At 59.7% G+C, this 20479-nt stretch carries 20 protein-coding genes; 12 read left to right on the forward strand and 8 right to left on the reverse strand.

Annotated elements, in window-relative coordinates; all coding sequences use genetic code 11:
- Positions 1-78: 78 nt before the first annotated feature.
- The 4 genes from BJ985_RS07875 (at position 79) to BJ985_RS07890 (ending at position 3911) form a co-directional block, all read left to right on the forward strand.
- Positions 79-1575 (forward strand): DUF1846 domain-containing protein, encoded by a 1497-nt coding sequence (locus BJ985_RS07875; RefSeq protein ID WP_049359185.1) that lies wholly within the window; start codon positions 79-81, stop codon positions 1573-1575.
- A 112-nt stretch (positions 1576-1687) separates the two neighbouring features.
- On the forward strand, positions 1688-2629 hold the full coding sequence (gene trhO, locus BJ985_RS07880; RefSeq protein WP_150851517.1) for an oxygen-dependent tRNA uridine(34) hydroxylase TrhO: 942 nt from the start codon (positions 1688-1690) through the stop codon (positions 2627-2629).
- 433 nt (positions 2630-3062) lie between these two features.
- Complete coding sequence (locus BJ985_RS07885) at positions 3063-3527, forward strand: phospholipase A2 family protein (protein WP_179387137.1); 465 nt, start codon at positions 3063-3065, stop codon at positions 3525-3527.
- Between the two features lie 21 nt (positions 3528-3548).
- A complete protein-coding gene (locus BJ985_RS07890) occupies positions 3549-3911 on the forward strand; it encodes a hypothetical protein (protein WP_150851549.1) in 363 nt (120 codons plus the stop codon).
- 192 nt (positions 3912-4103) lie between these two features.
- Here the strand turns inward: BJ985_RS07890 and BJ985_RS07895 are convergent, their stop codons facing one another.
- The 6 genes from BJ985_RS07895 to BJ985_RS07920 form a co-directional block, all read right to left on the reverse strand.
- Positions 4104-4850, reverse strand: a complete 747-nt coding sequence (locus BJ985_RS07895) for an aminotransferase class IV (protein ID WP_150851550.1) — start codon at positions 4848-4850, stop codon at positions 4104-4106.
- Positions 4847-6706 carry a chorismate-binding protein gene (locus tag BJ985_RS07900; protein ID WP_179387138.1) on the reverse strand — a complete coding sequence of 620 codons (1860 nt, stop codon included), beginning with the start codon at positions 6704-6706 and terminating at the stop codon, positions 4847-4849. The genes BJ985_RS07895 and BJ985_RS07900 overlap by 4 nt, the downstream gene beginning before the upstream one ends.
- Before the next feature lie 17 nt (positions 6707-6723).
- Positions 6724-7206 carry a hypothetical protein gene (locus BJ985_RS07905; protein WP_179387139.1) on the reverse strand — a complete coding sequence of 161 codons (483 nt, stop codon included), beginning with the start codon at positions 7204-7206 and terminating at the stop codon, positions 6724-6726.
- A 9-nt stretch (positions 7207-7215) separates the two neighbouring features.
- Positions 7216-8187: a universal stress protein gene (locus BJ985_RS07910; protein ID WP_179387140.1), complete on the reverse strand. Its 972-nt coding sequence runs from the start codon at positions 8185-8187 to the stop codon at positions 7216-7218.
- 86 nt (positions 8188-8273) lie between these two features.
- On the reverse strand, positions 8274-8774 hold the full coding sequence (locus BJ985_RS07915) for a MarR family winged helix-turn-helix transcriptional regulator (protein WP_179387141.1): 501 nt from the start codon (positions 8772-8774) through the stop codon (positions 8274-8276).
- A gap of 54 nt (positions 8775-8828) precedes the next feature.
- Positions 8829-9917, reverse strand: coding sequence for an inositol-3-phosphate synthase (locus BJ985_RS07920; RefSeq protein ID WP_005326986.1), 1089 nt, complete (start codon positions 9915-9917; stop codon positions 8829-8831).
- Positions 9918-10034: 117 nt separating this feature from the next.
- Between BJ985_RS07920 and BJ985_RS07925 the strand changes: the two genes are divergently transcribed.
- The 8 genes from BJ985_RS07925 (at position 10035) to dnaB (ending at position 17736) form a co-directional block, all read left to right on the forward strand.
- On the forward strand, positions 10035-10412 hold the full coding sequence (locus tag BJ985_RS07925) for a DUF5318 family protein (RefSeq protein WP_034667960.1): 378 nt from the start codon (positions 10035-10037) through the stop codon (positions 10410-10412).
- 75 nt (positions 10413-10487) lie between these two features.
- Positions 10488-12737: a transglycosylase domain-containing protein gene (locus tag BJ985_RS07930; protein WP_179387142.1), complete on the forward strand. Its 2250-nt coding sequence runs from the start codon at positions 10488-10490 to the stop codon at positions 12735-12737.
- Between the two features lie 6 nt (positions 12738-12743).
- Positions 12744-14141, forward strand: a complete 1398-nt coding sequence (locus tag BJ985_RS07935; protein ID WP_179387143.1) for a glycosyltransferase family 87 protein — start codon at positions 12744-12746, stop codon at positions 14139-14141.
- Complete coding sequence (locus BJ985_RS07940; RefSeq protein WP_005326995.1) at positions 14138-14326, forward strand: hypothetical protein; 189 nt, start codon at positions 14138-14140, stop codon at positions 14324-14326. Before BJ985_RS07935 ends, BJ985_RS07940 begins: the two co-directional genes overlap by 4 nt.
- A gap of 122 nt (positions 14327-14448) precedes the next feature.
- A complete protein-coding gene (gene rpsF, locus BJ985_RS07945) occupies positions 14449-14739 on the forward strand; it encodes a 30S ribosomal protein S6 (protein ID WP_005326996.1) in 291 nt (96 codons plus the stop codon).
- Between the two features lie 49 nt (positions 14740-14788).
- A complete protein-coding gene (locus BJ985_RS07950; RefSeq protein ID WP_005326997.1) occupies positions 14789-15337 on the forward strand; it encodes a single-stranded DNA-binding protein in 549 nt (182 codons plus the stop codon).
- A 48-nt stretch (positions 15338-15385) separates the two neighbouring features.
- The gene (gene rplI / locus BJ985_RS07955; RefSeq protein ID WP_005325949.1) at positions 15386-15838 is read left to right on the forward strand and encodes a 50S ribosomal protein L9; all 453 of its coding nucleotides are present in this window, start codon (positions 15386-15388) and stop codon (positions 15836-15838) included.
- A gap of 467 nt (positions 15839-16305) precedes the next feature.
- Positions 16306-17736, forward strand: a complete 1431-nt coding sequence (dnaB, locus tag BJ985_RS07960; protein WP_005325950.1) for a replicative DNA helicase — start codon at positions 16306-16308, stop codon at positions 17734-17736.
- A 1-nt stretch (position 17737) separates the two neighbouring features.
- On the opposite strand, the gene BJ985_RS07965 is transcribed toward dnaB, so the two are convergent.
- Together BJ985_RS07965 and BJ985_RS07970 are read right to left on the reverse strand one after the other, a co-directional pair.
- Positions 17738-18202, reverse strand: coding sequence for a VanZ family protein (locus BJ985_RS07965; protein ID WP_034667967.1), 465 nt, complete (start codon positions 18200-18202; stop codon positions 17738-17740).
- A 118-nt stretch (positions 18203-18320) separates the two neighbouring features.
- Positions 18321-20474, reverse strand: coding sequence for a heavy metal translocating P-type ATPase (locus BJ985_RS07970; protein WP_179387144.1), 2154 nt, complete (start codon positions 20472-20474; stop codon positions 18321-18323).
- Positions 20475-20479: the final 5 nt, after the last annotated feature.

The raw sequence follows: 20479 nt of genomic DNA on the forward strand, positions 1-20479 counted from the left end.
AGCTCACTTATTTGCAGAGTCGCAATAGCGTAAACTCGAAATGCGGAATGATTTAACTCAGGGGAAGGCTTTCAAATCATGACGCAAAAAATCGGCTTTGACCGCGAGAAATACATTGAGCTGCAGTCGAAGCACATCCACGCCCGCCGCGAGGAAATCGGCGGCAAGCTCTACCTAGAGATGGGCGGCAAGCTTTTTGACGATATGCACGCCTCCCGCGTGCTGCCCGGCTTCACTCCGGACAATAAAATCGCGATGTTGGAGCGCATCAAAGAGGACGTAGAGATCCTCATCTGCATCAACGCGAAGGATATCTCCCGCCAGAAGGTACGCGCGGACCTGGGCATCCTTTATGAAGATGACCTGCTGCGCCTGGTGGACGTATTCCGCAGCCGCGGATTCTTGGTGGAAAACATCGTCATGACCCAGCTGGAGGAGGGCAACTCCCAGGCGGAGGCCTTCATCGACAAGGCAGAGCGCCTCGGCCTCAAGGTGGCGCGCCACCGCGTTATCCCTGGCTACCCCACCAATACGGACCTCATCGTGTCCGAAGAGGGTTTTGGGCGCAATGAGTTTGCGGAAACCTCCCGCGACCTCGTCGTGGTTACCGCGCCGGGCCCTGGCTCCGGCAAGCTGGCCACCGCGCTCTCGCAGGTCTACCACGAGCACCAGCGTGGCAATAATGCCGGCTACGCCAAGTTTGAAACCTTCCCTATCTGGAATCTCCCCCTGGAACACCCCGTGAACCTGGCCTATGAGGCAGCCACGGTGGACCTGAACGATTCCAATATTATTGACCACTTCCACCTGTCCGCCCACGGCGAATCCACCGTGAACTACAACCGCGATGTGGAAGCATTCCCGCTGCTGCGCACGCTTTTGGAAAAGCTCACCGGCACCACCCCGTACCAGTCCCCGACGGATATGGGCGTGAACATGGCGGGCTTCTGCATTACTGACGACGCCGTGTGCCGCGCCGCCGCCCAGCAAGAAATCATCCGCCGTTACTTCAAGGCGCAGGTGGAAGAGGCTCGTGCGGGCTTGGGCACCGAGCAATCCGAGCGCGCCGCGGTCATCATGGCCAAGGCCGGCATCAAGGTAGAAGACCGCCCCGTGGTGGCACCTGCTCGCCAGCGCGCGGAAGAAACCGGCGAGCCCGCCTCCGCTATGCAGCTGCACGACGGCACCATGATCACCGGCCGCACCGCGCCCCTGCTGGGCTGCTCGGCGGCGATGCTGCTCAACGCGCTGAAGCACCTGGCGGGCATCGATGACGATATTCATCTGCTGTCGCCCGAGTCCATCGAGCCGATTCAAACGCTCAAGACCAAGCACCTGGGTTCCAAGAATCCACGCCTGCATACCGACGAGGTTCTGATCGCCTTGTCCGTGTCTGCGGCGAAGGATGACAATGCCCGCAAGGCGCTGGAGCAGATCAAGGAGCTTGCTGGTTGCGACGTCCACACCACCACCATCCTGGGTTCTGTGGATGAGGGAATCTTCCGCAACCTCGGCGTGCTCGTGACCTCTGACCCAGTCTTTGCCCGCAAGAAGGCGCTGTACCAAAAGCGCTAACTTTCGCATGCTCAAGATTCGGCCCTTTCAGCTTGTACTGGAGGGGCCGCAGTCATATAAGGGAGAGCTACAAGATTGGGGATCTGCGCAGCTGCGGGCCTAAGATTGGGGCGTGACTATTGGCAAAGTTCTCCTGTATTACTGCTTTACCCCCATCGAAGATCCCACCGCAATCATGCTGTGGCAGCGCACCCTGTGCGAGTCCCTGGGGCTCAAGGGGCGCATCCTCATTTCCGAGCACGGCATCAACGGCACCGTTGGCGGCGATATGGAAGCCTGCAAGCGCTACGTCCGCCAGACCAAGGAATACCCCGGCTTTAAGCGCATGCAGTTTAAATGGTCCGAGGGCGGCGCGGATGACTTCCCGCGGCTTTCGGTCAAGGTGCGCGATGAAATCGTGGCCTTTGGCGCGCCGGGCGAGCTGAAGGTGGATGAAAACGGCGTCGTCGGCGGCGGCGTGCACCTCAAGCCCGAAGAGGTAAATAAGCTGGTAGAAGAACGTGGCGAGGAGGTCGTCTTCTTTGACGGCCGCAACGCCATGGAGGCAGAGATTGGCAAGTTTAAAAATGCCGTCGTGCCCGATGTGAAAACCACGCATGACTTCATCGAGGAAATCGAATCCGGCAAGTATGACTGGATGAAGGATAAGCCGGTGGTGTCTTATTGCACCGGTGGCATTCGCTGCGAGATCCTGTCCTCGTTGATGAAGAACCGTGGCTTCCAAGAGGTCTACCAGATCGATGGTGGCATCGTGCGCTACGGCGAAAAGTACGGCAATGATGGCCTGTGGGAAGGCTCCATGTATGTCTTTGACAAGCGCATGCACCACGAGTTTGGTCAAGGACTCCAAGACCCCGGCTTCATCCAGCTGGGTCACTGCGTGCACTGCGGCAAGGGTACGAATACCTTCCACAATTGCATCAATGAAGATACCTGCCGCCAGCAGGTACTCATCTGTGATGACTGCATCCAGCACGTAGAAACCCAGCACTGCGGTCGGCCGGATTGCGCTGAAGTGGTTGAACATCTCGTCGACCAAGATGCGAATTCTTGATTAAAATTTTTTAAGTACTGGCCAAGCGGGCGTGAAATCGGTAAAAGCACACTATTATTGGCGGATGCTCTGACTAGCGTCAGGATGGGCTGAGAGTTAACTAAAACGTTAATAGAGTTTTACCGCCATTTTACTTGCTGCAAATTGCTTTCAAGTATGTTGTTTTTTATAGGTTCCAGCTTTGCCCGCTGCGTTGAAATATTATACGTATCGGTGGCAGGCGGGCCTAAGGCTTTCACGTTCGATTTGAGGAGTTTAATTTTATGCTCAGTTTAAAGATGAAGGGGGGCGCGTTGCCGCAGCTGCACTCGTTGCCCTAGGTGCGATTTCTGTTGCGGTTCCGTCCGCCGTTGCGGCTGAACAAACTAATGAGGCGGTCAGCGCGGTTAATGACGCTGCTGGAAAAGAAGTAACTCCTGAAATTGCGAAGAATTTGAATGAGTGGGCGGCATCGCAGGATCTTGATCTCGATGCTGAATTTCAGGAAGATCCTGTAACTATTTCTACAGAGACTCAAAAGGCCCTTGCAGATAAGCATATTGTAATGTTCAACCGAGCAGGGATTGAACCCCCACCGGGTTATGTGTATGACCCTTCAAAGGGAAGCCTGAATGACTATTGTACGAAGTCTCCGGATCAGTTCCCAGCTCCCGGCGACAATGCTGATTTCTCTGGCGCATGCGCAAAGCACGACATGTGCTACGGAGCCCATCAGGATCCCGGGGAGCGTGTGGGCTGCAATATTCGACTAAATAAGGACATGGTTCATATTTGCAAGAGCGTCTATCCAAATGTTGCCGATCCGCGTAGGAAAGGCTGTCTTGCGACTGCAGGAACCTATTTTGCTGCCGTGACTGCAGCTCATCCTAGCCAGTGGAACCCTACGATTTCGGGATAAGAGAAGCAAAGGAGAGTAACTATGGCAAGTGGAAAACTCCGTCCGCTTTGGCCTGAATTGGTGGCGGCTGTCTTAGGGGTGGCTCTCGTTCTTATGGCCCCAGTCAGAATCGGTTGGATCGGCACTGTGGTCATTATTCTATCTGTGGTTTCCGCAATTACCACGTTAATTCTCTCGAAACAGTCCGCGAAGGTCCAGTTGACAGGAATGATCATTGGCGTCATTGCCATTGCAGTCGGTCTGTTAATCGGTTCAAAAGGCGATGGGCAAACTGCGATCTTCTCGCCGGCCCTTGTTTGGGTATTTGGTGCGGGACTAGTGATGTCGACCCTTTGCACCTTGATAACTCGAAATTTGAAAGCTAATTCAAATCAAATAGCTTAGGATTTTGAGTGCTTTCTCCGACGGCCTCGTCTACCTATCGAACATAGTAGGCGGGGCCGTACTCACGCTTGCTGGACTGGGTGGTTAGGTGTTTGTAGGGGACAGTGGATTTAAAGAGTCAGTGCCTATGACTGGTTACGATCAGCATATAGCGTAAATGCAGTGGGCAGCGCAGCTAGCCAAGCAGGAGAGCTAGTCGCCCGCAGTTTCCCTGCGGAAACAGCCCCACCACCAGTGCTGCCACCCGGTGGTATGCGGGCTGTGCGGTGGATGGATGACACCGGTGGGGGCGTGTAGTTCGCTAACGGGGCTCATGCCGTGGAGCGAGTTGAGGAACCACAGGGGGCACTCGGCGGCGAGCTCAGGGGTGATGGGGCGCGTTTCGGTGTGAATTCCAAGGTCCGCAGCGCGCCGGGCAACTTGGCGCAGCGTGATGCTGGGCAGCGCCGGACCGGTGGGGAGGATGAGCGTTTCCCCGTCCCAGGCAACGAGCGCGCCAGTGGTGGTCTCCACCATGGCACCGGAAGCATCCACGATGGCGGTGTCATCGGTGCCGTCTGCCTGGTACTCGGTACGGTAGCGTGCCAGCGCTGGAAAATCGGGGCCCTTGACTAAAGGCTGCGTGCGTGGATCGGGGGCTTGCACATAGGTCAGCCGGGTGGTTCGGCGCGCAGGGGGCGCAGGGCGAATGTCGAGGCGCAGCTGTCCGCCGGCTAGCGAGATGCGGGGAAAGAGATCGCCGGGGCCGAAAAGCTGCAGCATCGCGGGGACGAAGCCAGCGGGCAGTGGGCCGGCTACCGACTCGAAGCGCTGGAGGTGCAGGGGGAGGGCGTTGGAGTGGGCGTCGCCAAGCATCCGCCAAGAATCCGCCACGTCAAAGGGCCCGGGGTGAGGCTGGCTTGGAATGAAGCTGCCCTCGTGCCAGAGATAGGTGCTCATTGCCACGCCCCCAACACGGATTGGGCCTTGAGGTTGCGCTCCTCCAGCTCGGCGGCCGGATCTGAATCCAGGACGATGGCCCCGCCGGCGCCGATGGTGACCTCACCGACCGCGCGCACGGCCGTGCGGATGACCACGCTGAGATCGGATTGACCGTCAAACCCCAAGTAGCCCACCACGCCGGAGTACACGCCGCGCGGTCCCGTTTCGAGTTGGTCAATGATCTCGCAGGTGCGCAGCTTCGGCGCGCCCGTCATAGAGCCAGGAGGAAAGGTGGCACGGAGGGCATCGACCGCGGTGGCACTGGCGCGCAGCTGTCCGGTAATGGTGGAGACCAATTGATGCACGGTGGCGTAGCTTTCTACCTGCATTAACTTAGGCACGCGCACGGTGCCGGGCTCGCATACCCGGGAGAGATCATTGCGCAGTAGGTCAACGATCATGAGGTTTTCGGCCCGTGTCTTCGGGTCCGTGGTCAGCAGCGCGGGATCCTGGTCGGCCGAGATGGTGCCCTTAATCGGCTTGGCCTCCACCTCACGGCCGCGCACGGTGAGGAAGCGCTCGGGCGAGGCGCTGCAGACTTCCACGTCGTCGAAGACGAGGTGCGCGGCATAGGGGGCGGGATTGTGCGAGCGCAGGCGGGGATAGAGCTCACCCTCGGCCGCGGCCGTGTAGGTATCGGTCAGGCAGACCTCGTAGCTCTCGCCGGCGTGCAGGAATTCTTGGGCGCGCTTAATCCGCTCCAAGTAGCCAGGGCTGCGCCAGGAGCCCCCGCTTAGCGACGCCCCACCGTCCTCCCCCGTGGGCCGTGGTTCCTCTGCATCCAAGGCGGTCTCCAGGCGGTTTAGCAATTCCTCGGCGCCGTCACCGGCAAGGCAGCACAGGTGCGCGGTTTCTGTGTGATGGTCGTAGACGATGAAGGACTGCGGCCGCACAAAGTAGGCATCTGGGTAAGGGGAGCGGTGGCGTAGCTCAATGGGCAGGGTGAGCTGGGCGCATTCATAGCCCAAATACCCGATGACCCCGCCGGTAAACGGGAGGGCCGGTGCGTCGATGATACGGGTGGCAAGCTCGCGGTCGAGGAGGGTGAGGATATCGGGGGCGTCGCCAAGCCGGTAGCGGAAAGAGCGACTCAATGCGCCGGCGGTATCGCCGAGGATGGAATAGCGCCCGCGGGGATCCGCGGAGTCGAGGAAGAAGGCATCGTTGCCCTCGGCGCGAAGGGCGGCAAAGACCCGTGGGCAGTCCACCGCGCCGGGGACTTCGCGGTGGAGCAGGTGAAACCCACCCAGAAAGTTGCGCATAATCTCCCGGCCGTGCTGGGTAAGCACCGACTCCGGGTGGAATTGCACGCCCCAGTGCGGCAAGCCATCGACCTTCAGCGCTTGGATGACGCCATCCTCGCTGCGGGCATGCACGGTAATGCCGGGGGTCTCCTCTATATGCAGGGAGTGGTAGCGCACCACTTCGAAGTCTTGCGGGATTCCGGCGAAGATGCCTTCGCCCGAGTGACTGATGGTAGAGACAAAACCGTGGCGCGGCTGCGGCGCGCGCGACACCTGGGCACCGGCCAGCAGACCTAGCCCCTGGTGACCAAGGCATACACCCAGTACCGGAATCTCGGCCGCGGCTGCGGCGGCGACAATGCCTCGGGCAGCACCGAAATCCTCCTCGCGTTCCGGCGTGCCCGGGCCAGGAGAAATCACCACATGCGAAAATTCGCCGGCACGGACGCGCTCGGCCAGTCCGTCCGCTTCACCGGCAGCGACGACGAGTGGTTCGCGTCCGGCTACCTCCGCGATGAGGTGGGCAAGGTTGAAGGTATAAGAATCGTAATTATCAAGCAGGAGGATCATAGGGAGGCGGAAAGTATCTATGCGGCGGCCGAGTCCATGAGGAACAGCTGGATATCGGTGATAGTCCACAGCATGAAATTGCAGGCCATTACCCAGAAAATGGCCATCCAACTGCGCCACCGCAGATAGCGGTGCAGCTTGCGCACCATGATGATGGCGCAGCCGATCATGCCGAAGAAGGGAATGATCGGGGTGGTCAGGCTAAAGAAGGTGCGCTGCCCGTCGGTGCAGAGCCACGTGGCGGTGCCATCCTCACACAAGGGGCCGCCGGAGAGCCGAGTAAAGAGTGCGACCGCGAAACCATACAGCGCGGAGAGCACAAGAACGCCGATCATGTACCAGACGGCCTGGCGGGTGGAGCGGCGGTTAGCAGCGGCAATCTCTAAAGGGTCCGGCTCATCGGCCAGCTCATCAAAGCTCCGCGGTTCCGGGCGGCGCAGATTGGCATAGTCCGCATCGGAAGTCAGATCGTTTTCGGGATGCTCTGGTCGCAGGCTCATGCCCCAATCCTAACCGCAGGATGGGTGGACCAAGATAGGCACCCGAATATGCGGCAGCAGCTCCGTGGCGGTAGATCCCAAGAACACGCGGGCGATGGGGCCCTGCGGGGTGGAGGCCATGAGCATGAGATCGCCCTTCTTCCACTTGAGCGAATCCACCGCGCCGCCCCAGCCCGCGCCGGAACCAATTTCAGAGGTGACAACCAGCTCGGGGAATTTCTCCTGGATGCTATCGCGGGCGCGGTCCAGCATGGCGAGGGAATCCTCGAGCCACTCGGCCGTCAGCTTAAGCGCCATATCGTGCTTATCCTTGGACGGCGTATTGAGCAGTCCCTTTGCCGAGAAGGCAAGCAGGCGCAGCGGTAGGTTCCAGCGGTTCGCGAGCTCCGCTGCGGCGAGCATCTCATGATCTTCGCGCGGGCTGCGTTCGGTGATGGCAAAGTTAAAGCGGGTGACGCCGTGCTTGGACAGCTTTACCTTGCGTGGCACCAAACCCAACGGCTGAGGAGAATAATGCAGCAAGGTATCGGCCGTAGAACCAGCAAAGAAACGGCCCTTCGGCGCCGACTGGTTGGGGCCTAAGATGATGAGGTCTGCCTGGAATTTCTTGGCCATCTCCGTCAGCAGATGGGGGCGCGAAGGCCCATCGACCAAGAGGGAAGGCTTGTCATCCCAGCAGCTGCGGGGTACGCCAGCTTCATCGAGGGCGGCATGGGTCGCGGCCGCGCAGGCCTCCTTTTGTGCTTTAAACCATTTCTTATATTTTCCGCCCAGCTTGGTGAGGGAAGTAGTAGTCCACGGCTGGAACACGGTAGAGATGACCCGCACCTGGGTAGTGGCGGTACGGGAAAGCCATGCGGCACAATCTAGAGCCTCGGTGCCGGAGGAAGAAGGGCTCCAAGAAATAAGAATGCGAAGGGGTTTATCGGCCGAGCCCTTGCTTAAGGCCGGCAGGTGCCCATCGGAAGAATCAGTTGCCATACGGAGTGAACTAGTGAGAGATTACGGTTTTCGTTTTCTCAATTATCACGTTAAGCCCACGAAAAATGAAATCACCGCGGGCAAAACTAGTGCTGTTCGCCGTTCATTGTGGGGCGATAGACATCAGCCAGCTTGGAGATGACGGTGGCAACGTCGTTCGCGGTCTCCAAATCCTTCGGCTCGAGCCACCGCATGATCTCTGCTAGGGCGGAGGCACGCTGCTGCGAGACGATGGCTAGTTCGGATTCGCCTAGTTGCGTCAGCGCTACCAAGACGCCGCGGCGGTCCTCTTCATCGCGGTGGCGTTCCACGTAGCCGCGGCGCTCTAGCTGATAGAGCGCGTTGGAGGCGGTGGGCATGCGGATAAGTTCTGCCTGCGCGATGGTGGAAACGCGGGACGGTCCGCGCATACGCAGCTGGTTCATGATGGACACCTGCGAGGTGGTCAATGAAGAGCCCTCCGCCGTGCGCTGGAAAATAAGAATGAGCTTATTGAGCGACGGCTGGATGGAACGCGCGACCTCGACAGCATCCTCGTACGTAGACGGGGATTGAGCGGGGCCCTTCTCCTCATGTTGCTGCGTCATAGAAAACGATTGTATAGCCCGTTTTCCCTGCGCGGTAGTTCGGAAGTTAAAAAATTAGTTTCCAGCAATAAAGTCTTCTAGCTCGGCGCGCGCCACGTCATCGGCCTTTTGCACCGGCGGGGATTTCATCAAGTAGGACGAGGCAGCCAGTACCGGGCCCGCCACCCCGCGGTCGAGGGCAATCTTGGCGGCGCGTACGGCGTCAATGATGATGCCGGCGGAGTTAGGCGAGTCCCAGACCTCCAGCTTGTACTCCAAGTTCAGCGGTACTTCGCCAAAGGCGGAGCCCTCTAAGCGGACATAGGCCCACTTACGGTCATCGAGCCATTCCACGTAATCGGAAGGCCCGATGTGGACGTTGCGGTCTTCGCGCTTGCCGGCGATGGGCGAGTTGTGCAGGTTAGAGGTTACGGCCTGCGTCTTGGAGATCTTTTTGGATTCGAGGCGCTCGCGCTCGAGCATATTCTTGAAATCCATATTGCCGCCCACATTGAGCTGCATGGTGCGCTCCAAGCGCACGCCGCGGTCTTCAAAGAGCTTCGCCATGACGCGGTGAGTAATGGTGGCGCCCACCTGGGACTTAATATCATCGCCCACGATGGGCAGCCCGGCATCTTCGAACTTCTTCGCCCATACCGGATCAGAGGCAATAAAGACCGGCAAGGCATTGACAAAGGCGCAGCCGGCATCGATGGCCGCCTGGGCGTAGAACTTATCCGCTTCCTCAGAGCCCACCGGCAGGTAGGAGACTACGACGTCGGCGCCGGACTGGCGGAGTATGGCGGGGACGTCGGCAAGCGGGGCTTCCGATTCCGCGATGGATTCTTGGTAGTACCGGCCGAGGCCGTCCAGGGTAGGACCGCGCTGCACGGTAACGCCCAGCTCAGGGACGTCGGTAATGGAAATGGTGCAATTGCGGGAGCTGCGCGTAGCCTCCGCCAGATCCTTGCCCACCTTGTCCGCATCCACGTCGAAGGCGGCAACGAATTCCACATCGCCAACGTGGTACGGGCCAAATTGGGCGTGCATCAAACCGGGAATATCTGCGTCGGCCGCGGCGTTGCGATAAAACTCCACGCCTTCAATGAGGGACGTGGCGCAGTTGCCGACGCCCACGATGGCGACCTTTACTTTTTCGGACACGGTCTACTCCTTTAACTCCATGAGTTGTGGCTGTCAGTGACTGCGCAAGAGTAAGCCGAAAACTATGCCCTACGGTGGCATAACGCCATGTGGATCGATCAAGAAGAGGTAATTAGGATGATCCGGGTGAATTCCGTTGCCTATAAGCACGTGCTCTCCCATGAGTGGGAGCGCGCCCACCACCTGCGCGAATTTCGCGCCGGGCAGCTCACGCGGGAGGACGTGTGCGATGCTGATTTTTTGCTGCGCGCCGCAGCTGAGCACCATGGGCGCACCATGGATAAGGAATGCCCCGTGTGCGGCGAGCCTTTGCGGCTCACGCGCTGGGTCTATGGCGAGAACCTCGGCCGCCGCGCCGGAAGCGCCCGCAGTGAGAAAGAAATAGCGGAGTTTGTGGCCGAGGGCTTGGAGTTTACGGTGCACGAGGTGGAGGTATGCCGCCAGTGCCGGTGGAACCACTTGTTGCGTTCTGCTACTGCATTTAACGCGTGTTAGTTTCCAGCGCACCGCCTTAGGCAGTAAGCTGCAATTATTTAGTTTGTGATCAGGGATGAATGAGGACACGAATCAGTGACCGAGAAGGAATCTACCGGCAAGTCCACTAAGGTGGCTCGCCCCAGCAAAAAGCAGGCGACAAAGAAGCGCCGCATCTGGCCGTGGGTCGTTTTGGCGTTCCTACTGGTCTTTGTAGCACTGCCCGCAGGACTTTTTGCCTACGCATACTCGCAATACTCCGTTCCGGAGCCCAAGGACCTGGCCAATAACCAGGTCTCCACCATCTACGCGGGTGATAATCAGACCCAGCTCGCCCGCCTGGTGCCGCCGGAAGGCAACCGCACCCACGTGAAGCTGGATGAAATCCCAGACTACGTGCAGGACTCCGTGCTGGCCGCGGAGGACCGTGACTTCTGGGATAACTCCGGCTTCTCCTTCACCGGCCTCGGCCGCGCCGTGGTGGGTAAAGTAACCGGCAATGAAGATGCTGGCGGCGGTTCCACCATTACCCAGCAGTATGTGAAGAATACGCTGGTGGGCAACGAATACTCCTACGTGCGCAAGATTCGCGAGCTCATCTACTCGGTGAAGATGACCAATGAGTGGGATAAGAAGGATATTCTCAACGCCTACCTCAACACCGTGTATTTCGGCCGCAATGCCTACGGCATCCAGGCGGCATCCAACGCCTACTTTGATAAGGACGCCAAGGACCTCACTCCGGAGGAAGGCGCCATGCTCGCCGGCCTCATTCAGTCCCCATCCGGCCTCGACCCGCGCGTGAACCAGGAGGGCTCCGAGGACCGCTGGAACTACGTACTTGACGGCCTGGTGGGAATGGGTGACCTCACCCAGGAACAGCGCGATGGCATGGTCTTCCCGGAGACCCGCGACCCAGCTGAGTACTCCGCCTACACCGAGGCGCCCGGCGCCAATGGCCACATCAAGGATCAGGTCATCCGCGAATTGGAAGAGGTAGGCATCACCGAAAACGAGGTGTCCACCGGCGGCCTGCGCATCACCACCACCATCGACATGAATGTGCAGAACAACACCATTCAGGCAGTTGATGACCAGATGGCTCCGCTGCAAGAGGATGCGCGTGCGGCTTCCGTGACCATCGATCCGAAGACCGGTGCGGTCCGCGGATACTTTGGCGGCCACGATTCCAATGGTTGGGACTACGCCAACTCCCCGCTGCAGACCGGTTCTACTTTCAAGATCATGGCCCTTGCGGCCGCCTTGCAGCAGGGCATCAGCCTCGATACCAATTACTCTTCCGCCCCGTACCAGCTGCCTGGTTCGGATGTTGTCACCAACGTGGGCGGCGGCTGCGGCGTGTGCAACCTGCGCGAGGCTACTAAGCAATCCCTGAATACCTCCTTCCTTCGCCTGCAGGCGGACCTCAAGAACGGCACCCAGGACACCGCGGATATGGCGCACGCCCTTGGCGTGGCTAAGTCCCTGCCGGGCATTGACAAGACGCTGACGGAAAAGGGCAAGCAGCCATTCGAAGGCATCGCTCTGGGTCAGTATCAGTCCCGCCCGCTCGATATGGCCACCGCAATGTCCACCCTGGCTAACCAGGGCGTGTGGCATAACCCGCACTTTGTGCAGCGCGTAGAAAACGCTGCCGGCGAAGTGCTGTACGAGCACCCCGAAGACGGCGGCGAGCGCCGCGTATCGTCCAACGTGGCCAATAACGTCCTCGAAGCCATGGAGCCGGTGGCCGCATGGTCTAATGGCGCCCTAGCCGGTGGCCGTGTTTCCGCCGCCAAGACCGGTACCACTCAGATGGGCGATACCGGAAATAACAAGGATGCCTGGATGGTCGGTGCCACCCCGCAGCTGGCTACCGCCGTGTGGGTAGGTACCGCGGATAACACCTCCGCCATCTTCGATCAGTACGGCGGCATCATGTACGGCGCGGGCGCGCCAACCAAGATTTGGAAGGCCGTGCTGGACAACTCCCTGGCCAACTCCGAATTCCAAAACTTCCCGGCTGCCTATCCGCTGGGATTCGGCAACATGGGCGCCGGAACGGCCGCTCCGGCCTATGACCCGAGCTGGGATAGCGGCGCTGGCGATACCCAGGACTACGAGGCCCCTGCCGAGCAAGCAGCTCCGGAAGAGGAGACCAAACCGGTTCAGCCGGAGAATAAGCCGGAGAGTCCGAAGCCTGCCCCGAAACCGCAACGCGGTAATGGCAATAACGGCAATGGTGGCAATAGCGGTAATAGCAACCAGGCTCCGGCCCAGCCAGAGGCGCCGTCGTTGGATGACCTCATCGGCCCCGATAGCGACTTGGCAGATCTCCTAGGGTAGGCGGCAGTGACAGCGAATCCGCACCAGCGCATTCCCGCCTCCTCAGAACCCTTGGCCCGCGGGGTAATTGAATTCCTCGGCGGGCCAAGGGGCCGTTTTGCCGGTGTACGCCGCACCCAGTGGTGGACCCCGCTGCGCGCCATAATCGCCGTCGGCTGGGTTTTCCTGGCGTGCGGATTCCTCTCGAAGGCTAATTGCGCCGGCGGCACCCGCGGTGATGACGGGGTCATTAACCTAAATTGGGCGGGCAACCGCCAGTACACCTCTTTTTGCTATAACGACATCATCCCGCTCTACGGTGGCCGTGGCCTCGACGAAGGCGGCTTCCCCTATGCCTATTCTTGGCAAGAGGGTGACCTGACCCGCTATATGGAGTACCCAGTCCTCGCGGGCCTATTCCAGGGGTTGATGGGCTGGATTGCCCGCAATACGTACTCTCTGGTTGAGTGGGTTGGCATCCCGGAGGCCGGATGGTACTTCGGCCTGACCGCCTTGGTCATGGCGTGCATCTGGGTAGGCGTGCTCTACATGGTCTACCTGCTGGTGGGCAACCGCACCTGGGACACCATCCTCGTCGCCGCCAGCCCCCTTGTCATCATCCACGCCTTCAGCAACTGGGATATCCCCTCCATTGCCTTTGCCGTAGGTGCGCTCTTGGCCGCCGCGCGCAAGCGCCCTGTCGTTGCGGGTGTCCTCATCGGCCTTGGCACTTCCTTTAAGCTGTGGCCGCTCTTTCTCTTGGGGGCGTTCCTGGTCTTGGCGGTGCGCAATCGTCGCTGGCCGCAATTTTTCTACGCCTTGCTCGGCGCGGCCGTGACCTGGATTGTGGTCAACGCGCCGGTGGCACTGAAGTACCCGGAGGCATGGCGCGAATTTTTCCGCCTCAACCAAGAGCGCGGTGCGGAGTGGACCACCATCTACTCGGTGCTCAGCCGCAATACTGGGATTAGCTTTAGCCCTGAGTTCCTCAATACCTTCAGCCTGGTGGCGTTTTTGGCTCTCTGTGCGGCGATTGCGGTGTTGGGCCTGCGCAGCGCGCGGACCCCGCGCATGGCCGAGCTGGTTTACCTCATCGTGGCAGCCTTCTTGCTATTCAACAAGGTATGGTCGCCCCAGTATTCTCTGTGGCTGGTAGTGCCCGCGGCCCTAGCCCTGCCACGCTGGCGCTTGGTCTTTAGCTGGGCGCTTGTCGACGCCCTCGTGTGGCCCCTACTCATGTGGCACATGCTGGGTACAGACAATAAGGGTATTCCGCACGAGCTGCTTGACGTTGCGATTATCTCCCGCGACGCCCTCATTATCGCCATGGCTGTCCTCGTCATTCGCCAGATGTGCGGAAAGACCCCGGATAAGGTGCGCGATGCGCACGCCGGCCGCGACCCCTTGGCAGGAGCATTCGCATGATCATTACCTATATCGGAATGGCATCCATCATCTTGGGATTCCTCTGCGTGATGGGGGCCTTCTGGCTCTTCCACAATCGTGAAGATCGCCGCGGGCCCATCGTGCTGGGGCTTTTGGCCATTCTTTTCCTCACCATCATTCCGGCGACTGCTGCTGTGTTTTTCGCCGCAACGACCACTGGTTAGATTTCTTTTCGCCGGTCATTTGCGGTACTGTAGTGGGGTTGCTTGACGCAACGTACCCTCCTGCTGCATCCGCAAAGGTGATGCAGCCGAAAACTACTAGACCATAGGAGGTGATGAGGTCCGTGCGTCACTACGAAGTCATGATCATTCTGGATCCTAATCAGGATGAGCGCACCGTAACCCCGTCCCTGGATAAGTTCCTCGAAATCGTCCGCCAGGAAGGCGGCAAGGTTGAGAACCTTGATGTATGGGGCAAGCGTCGTCTTGCATACCCCATCAACAAGAAGGAAGAGGGCATTTATGCCGTCGTCAACCTGGAGTGCGAGCACACTTCGGTTGCCGAGCTCGACCGCCGTCTGAACCTGAACGACACCATCCTGCGTACCAAGGTTCTGCGCACCGACAGCAAGTAGCGGATACTGGGATCAAGCACAATCCACGTAACCGATAAGGAGTAAAGACATGGCACAGGGAGATACCAATATCACGGTGGTAGGCAACATCGTTGCTGACCCCGAGCTGCGCTTCACCCCGGCGGGTGCGGCAGTAGCTAACTTCCGCGTCGCCTCCACCCCTCGTCGCTATAACTCGCAGACGAATCAGTGGGAAGACGGCGAAGCTATGTTCCTGACCTGCAACGTATGGCGTCAGGCAGCGGAAAACGTTGCCGAGACCATGTCTAAGGGCATGCGCGTCATCGTTACCGGCCGCTTGAAGCAGCGTTCCTTCCAGACCCGTGAGGGCGATAACCGCACCGTATTCGAGATTGACGTCGACGAAGTCGGTCCGTCTCTGCGCTACGCCACCGCTCAGGTAAACCGCAATCCGCGTGAGGGCGGCAATAACTTTGGCGGCGGCGGCCAACAGCGCTCGAATAACAATAATCAGGGCGGTTTTGGAGGCGGCCAGCAACAGCAGCCGCAGCAGAACCAGGCTCCTTCTGAGGATCCGTGGAACTCCGCACCACCTGCAGGTGGTTTCGGAGGCGCTGATTCTGAACCTCCGTTCTAAGTCTGTCACCCGCAACTATTCAACTAACTCAATTGAAAGGCAGGGATCATGAAGCTGATCCTCACCGCTGCCGTTGAGAACCTCGGCGCCGCTGGCGAAATTGTTGAGGTTAAGGACGGCTACGGACGTAACTACCTGCTTCCTCGCGGCCTGGCCATCGTGGCTACCCGCGGCGCAGAGAAGCAGATTGAGGGCATCAAGCGCGCCCAGGAAGCTCGCGAGATTCGCGACCTGGATCACGCACGTGAGGTCCGTAACCAGCTCGAGCAGCTGACGGATGTCAAGGTAGAGGTTAAGACCTCCGAATCCGGTAAGCTCTTCGGTTCCGTTCAAGCAGAAGACATTGTCAACGCCGTCTCCAAGGCTGGTGGCCCTAAGCTGGATAAGCGCATCGTTGTGCTTCCTAAGGGCCTGGTCAAGAAGACCGGCAACTACCAGGTCGAGCTGAAGCTGCACGCTGATGTTATCGGCAAGGTGAACTTCTCGGTCGTTGCTGCCTAACTAGGCGCACGACGGTCCATATAGACCCAAAGACAACAGCAACGCTTTAGGCCTCAAGTTCCTGCTATGTGAGGTGGCAGGAACTTGGGGCCTTTAGCGCGTTTTCACCGGCCTGTGGATAACTGTGGAATTCTGTGGATAACTCTTTGTGCGTTTAACTTTCTGTTTACGTGGAGGCTGCTTTATTAACTCGCAGGTCAGGCCCCTTATCCACGGATGATGTGCCTATTTTCACACCGGGAAAAACATACCCTGAACTGGGATTTTGATTTGTGCAGGTCATGGGCTTTTGGAGTTATCCACAGGCCTATGCAGGGCAAATATGGGCAAAGGCTCTCGCGACCTGCATTTTTCACAGCGCCCTGTGGATAACTATGGAAGTTATGCCCAGGGGGTGGTGTCCGGGCACTAGACTACACTGAGATTCCGATACGCTCGGACGCTCGAAAAGCCACAAGGGGGAGACCATGACCAACGCCAGTTTTGATGATGAACACCTACCACCGGAGCCACCACCGGAGGAGGAACCGGCCCCACGCCGCCGCTATCAGCAGGAAGAGCCAAAGCGCTATGGCGAATTCCGTCAGCCTCCCGCAGACCGCGAAGCGGAGCAGGGCGTCCTGGGCGCAATGTTGCTGAGCCCCCATACGGTGATGGAGGTCATCGAGGAGCTAGAGCCGGAGGATTTCTACTATCCGGCGCACACGTTGATTTACCGCGCCATGCTGGATCTATATTCCGAGGGCAAGGACGTCGACGCCGTCATTTTGGCCTCCCAGCTCGACCGCTTTAATAACCTCGAGCGCGTCGGCGGCGCCCCCTATCTCCACACGCTGCTCGCCACGGTGCCCACGGCTGCGAACGCACGCTACTACGCCGAAATCGTCGCGGAAAAGGCAGTGCTGCGCAAGCTTGTTGATGCCGGTACGCGCGTAGTACAGCTCGGATTTTCCGGCACCGAAGATGCAGAAATCGAGTCCGTCCTGGACCGTGCGCAGCAGGAAGTTTTCGCCGTCGCCCAGCGCAAGACGGCAGAAGATTACCGAGTCCTGGGGGATCTCATTGACCCCACCATTGATGAGCTCGCCGCCCTGCAGCAAGCCGGCGGTGTGGAGCTAGGCGTGCCGACTGGCTTCATCGACCTCGACAAGTTAACTAACGGCCTTCACGCGGGCCAGATGGTCATCGTTGCTGCTCGCCCTGGTGTGGGTAAATCGACCCTGGCCATGGACTTTATGCGGTCCTGCTCCTTGCAGCACGGCAAGTCCTCGGTGATTTTCTCTCTCGAGATGTCGGCTTCTGAGATTGTCATGCGCCTGCTTTCAGCGGAGTCAGAGGTGAAGCTGGCCGATATGCGCGGTGGCCGGGTTTCCACCGAGGACTGGGCAAAGATCGATGAGACCCTTAACCGAGTACAAGACGCCCCACTCTTCATTGATGACTCACCGAATCTCACGATGATGGAAATTCGGTCCAAGGCCCGCCGCCTCAAGCAGCAGCACGGCTTGGACCTCATCGTCTTGGACTACCTGCAGCTGATGTCTTCGGGTAAAAAGGTGGAGTCCCGCCAGCAAGAGGTCTCTGAGTTCTCCCGTCAGCTAAAGCTCTTGGCCAAGGAGCTGGAGGTTCCTCTCATCGCTATCTCGCAGCTGAACCGTGGCCCTGAGGCGCGTACGGATAAAAAGCCGCAGCTTGCGGACCTCCGTGAGTCTGGCTCGCTGGAGCAGGACGCCGATATGGTCATGCTGCTCTACCGCCCCGACTCCCAGGACCGCGATAATGAGCGCGCCGGCGAGGCGGATATTATCCTAGCCAAGCACCGTGGCGGCCCGATCGATACCGTGCAGGTGGCGCACCAGCTGCACTACTCCAAGTTCGTCAATATGGCGCACGGTTAAATTACAGGTCTACCACCGCGTTGGGGTCTCCCAATCGTGGGCCAAGGATGACCAGTACCAAGAAAACCGCAGCTGCGGCAATCGCCAGCCATCGCCACACGGGGAAAAGGCGTTCGCCGCACAGGCGGGCGAACGCCGCACCGATAAGCGCGCCCAGGGTATTGAAGAGAAGATCATCGATATCCGTGCGCCCCAGGGCGAAAGCATATTGGCACACCTCCAGCACTAGGCTCAGACCAAATCCCCACGCAGCTGTCTTCTTAACGGAGCGGCAGAGGCTAAAGACCAGCATGCCGAAGGGGATGAAGAATGCGGTATTGCCCGCGTACTCAAATAGCGGGCCAAACCAGCTGCCGCCGGAAAATTCATCGAAAGGAACCCAGCGCAAATCCCGGGCGCGCTGATTTTCCGGTTTCCACAAATAGCCAATCTGGTAGAAGGGCTTGAGCGTGGTTAACGCGACCATGACCGCGGTCCACGCGGCGAGGGATACCCTGCTGAGCACGCGCTAGTCCTTTCTTTCGTGGCGGGGGAGTGTACGCCCCGCCAATGCTAGCCTGCTCAGGGGTGCTCGGCGGCCTTATTTAGCGACGGACGGAAAAGCCGCGCAGCCGCAGCGAGTTAGTAACCACGAAAACCGAGCTCAGCGCCATGGCCAGGCCCGCCAGCAGGGGATTGAGCCAGCCGAGCGCGGCCACGGGAATGAGTACGACGTTATAGGCGAAGGCCCAGAAGAGATTGCCCTTAATGATTGCTAGCGTGCGGCGCGAGAGCCGAATGGCATCAGCGGCGCAGCGTAAATCGCCGTTCATCAGGGTGATATCGGAGGCTTCAATGGCAACATCGGTACCCGCGCCCATGGCCAGGCCGAGGTCGGCTTGGGCCAGCGCGGCGGCGTCGTTAATGCCATCGCCCACCATCGCCACGGTGTGCCCTGCGGCCTGCAGCTCCTTGATGTGGTTCACCTTGTCCTCTGGCAGGACCTCAGCGCTGACGTGATCGATTCCCACCTCGGCGGCCACGGCGTGAGCGGCCCCGGCATTATCACCGGTCAGCAGGTAAGGGGTTAGCCCCAGTTCCTTCATCTGCGCCACGGCGGCGGCCGAGCTGGGCTTGATGGTATCGCGCACCTCAATGACGCCTGCGGGCTGTCCGTTGACGGTGACGACCACCGGCGTGGCACCAGCGTCCTGTGCGGCGCGGAACGGCGCTTCCAGGTCACCCAACGGGCCTTGCCGCTTGCCGACGCCTACCCGGACCCCCTCCACAGTTCCTTCCACGCCACCCGGAACCACTGCGAAGTCGGTAGCCGGCTTTACACTGCGCTCGCTAGCGATAGCGCGAGCGATGGGGTGCTCGGAATTGTGTTCCACGGCCGCGGCCAAGTCGAGGACGTCGCCGTGTACGGCGGTAACGGACATCTCTCCGGCGGTGACCGTTCCGGTCTTATCCATGACGATGGTATCGATTTGCCGCGTAGATTCCAGGATCTCCGGGCCTTTAATGACAAGCCCCAGCTGCGCCCCGCGGCCGGTGCCGACGAGGATCGCGGTGGGCGTCGCCAAGCCCATAGCGCAAGGGCAGGCCACAATGAGGACGGAGACCGCGGCAATGAAGGCCGGGGCCACCCCGCCGAAGAAGAGATGGGCAAGGAGTGTCAGCGCTGCCACGGCGATGACCGCGGGGACGAAGACCTGTGCAATGCGGTCCACGAGGCGCTGTACCGGCGCCTTGGAGGTTTGTGCATCCGTGACCAGCTGGGCCATTTGGGCCAGTACCGTATCCTCGCCCACCTTGGTCGCGCGCACCTCAAGCTTGCCGGAGGCATTAATGGTTGCGCCGGTCACCGCATCGCCGGACCCGACCTCGACGGGCACCGGCTCGCCGGTGATCATGGAGGCGTCGACCGCCGAGTTGCCGGCAACGACGATGCCATCGGTGGCGATCTTTTCGCCTGGGCGTACTACGAAGACATCGCCTACCTGCAACTGGGCAATGGGAATGCGCTGCTCGCCTCCCTCGCGCAGTACCGAGGCTTCTTTAGCGCCTAGGGAGAGCAGCTCCCGCAGCGCCTCGGAGGACTGGCCTTTGGCTCGTGCCTCGAACCACCGGCCGAGTAGGAGGAAGGTAATGACCATGCCCACGGACTCGAAATAGATGTGATCCATCTGCGCCGCGTTCGCATCCAACGTCATGTGCATCTTCATGCCCGGTTCGCCTGCATTGCCGAAAAACAGCGCCCATAGCGACCAAAAGTAGGCCGCTGAGGTTCCCATGGTGATAAGCGTGTCCATGGTGAAAGAACCGTGCTTGAGGTTTGTCCACGTAGCGGTGTGGAAAGGCGCGCCACCAAAGATAAAAACGATGGTGGCCACGATGGCGCAGGCCCACTGCCAATTGGGAAATTGCAGTGCCGGCCACATCGATACCACCATGAGCGGTAGCGATAGGGCACCAGAGATGATGGTGCGGCGCAGTAGCCCTCCGTCACTGCTCTTCTCGGCTTGGGGCTCCTCCGCCTTCGCCCCCGCCATATCGAAGGCGCCGTAGCCTGCGCCCTCTACCACCGAAATGAGCTCCTGTGGACTTACCGTTTGGGAGTCGTACTCGATGGCCGCCGCCTCGGTAGCGAAATTGACGCTGGCGCTTACACCCTCGAGCTTGTTGAGCTTGCGCTCGACGCGGGAGGAGCAGGAGGTGCACGTCATTCCCGTTACGCCAAGGTCCAAGTGGGACATGGTGG

Source organism: Corynebacterium tuberculostearicum (genome assembly GCF_013408445.1).
In the GTDB taxonomy this organism is placed as follows: Bacteria; Actinomycetota; Actinomycetes; order Mycobacteriales; family Mycobacteriaceae; genus Corynebacterium; species Corynebacterium tuberculostearicum.

Excerpts from the sequence above, each read along its gene's own strand:
- BJ985_RS07875 (WP_049359185.1), top strand. The coding sequence starts at position 79 with ATGACGCAAAAAATCGGCTTTGACCGCGAGAAATACATTGAGCTGCAG.
- BJ985_RS07890 (WP_150851549.1), top strand. The coding sequence starts at position 3,549 with ATGGCAAGTGGAAAACTCCGTCCGCTTTGGCCTGAATTGGTGGCGGCT.
- BJ985_RS07895 (WP_150851550.1), bottom strand. The coding sequence starts at position 4,850 with ATGAGCACCTATCTCTGGCACGAGGGCAGCTTCATTCCAAGCCAGCCT.
- BJ985_RS07900 (WP_179387138.1), bottom strand. The coding sequence starts at position 6,706 with ATGATCCTCCTGCTTGATAATTACGATTCTTATACCTTCAACCTTGCC.
- BJ985_RS07905 (WP_179387139.1), bottom strand. The coding sequence starts at position 7,206 with ATGAGCCTGCGACCAGAGCATCCCGAAAACGATCTGACTTCCGATGCG.
- BJ985_RS07910 (WP_179387140.1), bottom strand. The coding sequence starts at position 8,187 with ATGGCAACTGATTCTTCCGATGGGCACCTGCCGGCCTTAAGCAAGGGC.
- BJ985_RS07915 (WP_179387141.1), bottom strand. The coding sequence starts at position 8,774 with ATGACGCAGCAACATGAGGAGAAGGGCCCCGCTCAATCCCCGTCTACG.
- BJ985_RS07925 (WP_034667960.1), top strand. The coding sequence starts at position 10,035 with ATGATCCGGGTGAATTCCGTTGCCTATAAGCACGTGCTCTCCCATGAG.
- BJ985_RS07940 (WP_005326995.1), top strand. The coding sequence starts at position 14,138 with ATGATCATTACCTATATCGGAATGGCATCCATCATCTTGGGATTCCTC.
- BJ985_RS07950 (WP_005326997.1), top strand. The coding sequence starts at position 14,789 with ATGGCACAGGGAGATACCAATATCACGGTGGTAGGCAACATCGTTGCT.
- rplI (WP_005325949.1), top strand. The coding sequence starts at position 15,386 with ATGAAGCTGATCCTCACCGCTGCCGTTGAGAACCTCGGCGCCGCTGGC.
- dnaB (WP_005325950.1), top strand. The coding sequence starts at position 16,306 with ATGACCAACGCCAGTTTTGATGATGAACACCTACCACCGGAGCCACCA.
- BJ985_RS07965 (WP_034667967.1), bottom strand. The coding sequence starts at position 18,202 with ATGGTCGCGTTAACCACGCTCAAGCCCTTCTACCAGATTGGCTATTTG.
- BJ985_RS07970 (WP_179387144.1), bottom strand. The coding sequence starts at position 20,474 with ATGTCCCACTTGGACCTTGGCGTAACGGGAATGACGTGCACCTCCTGC.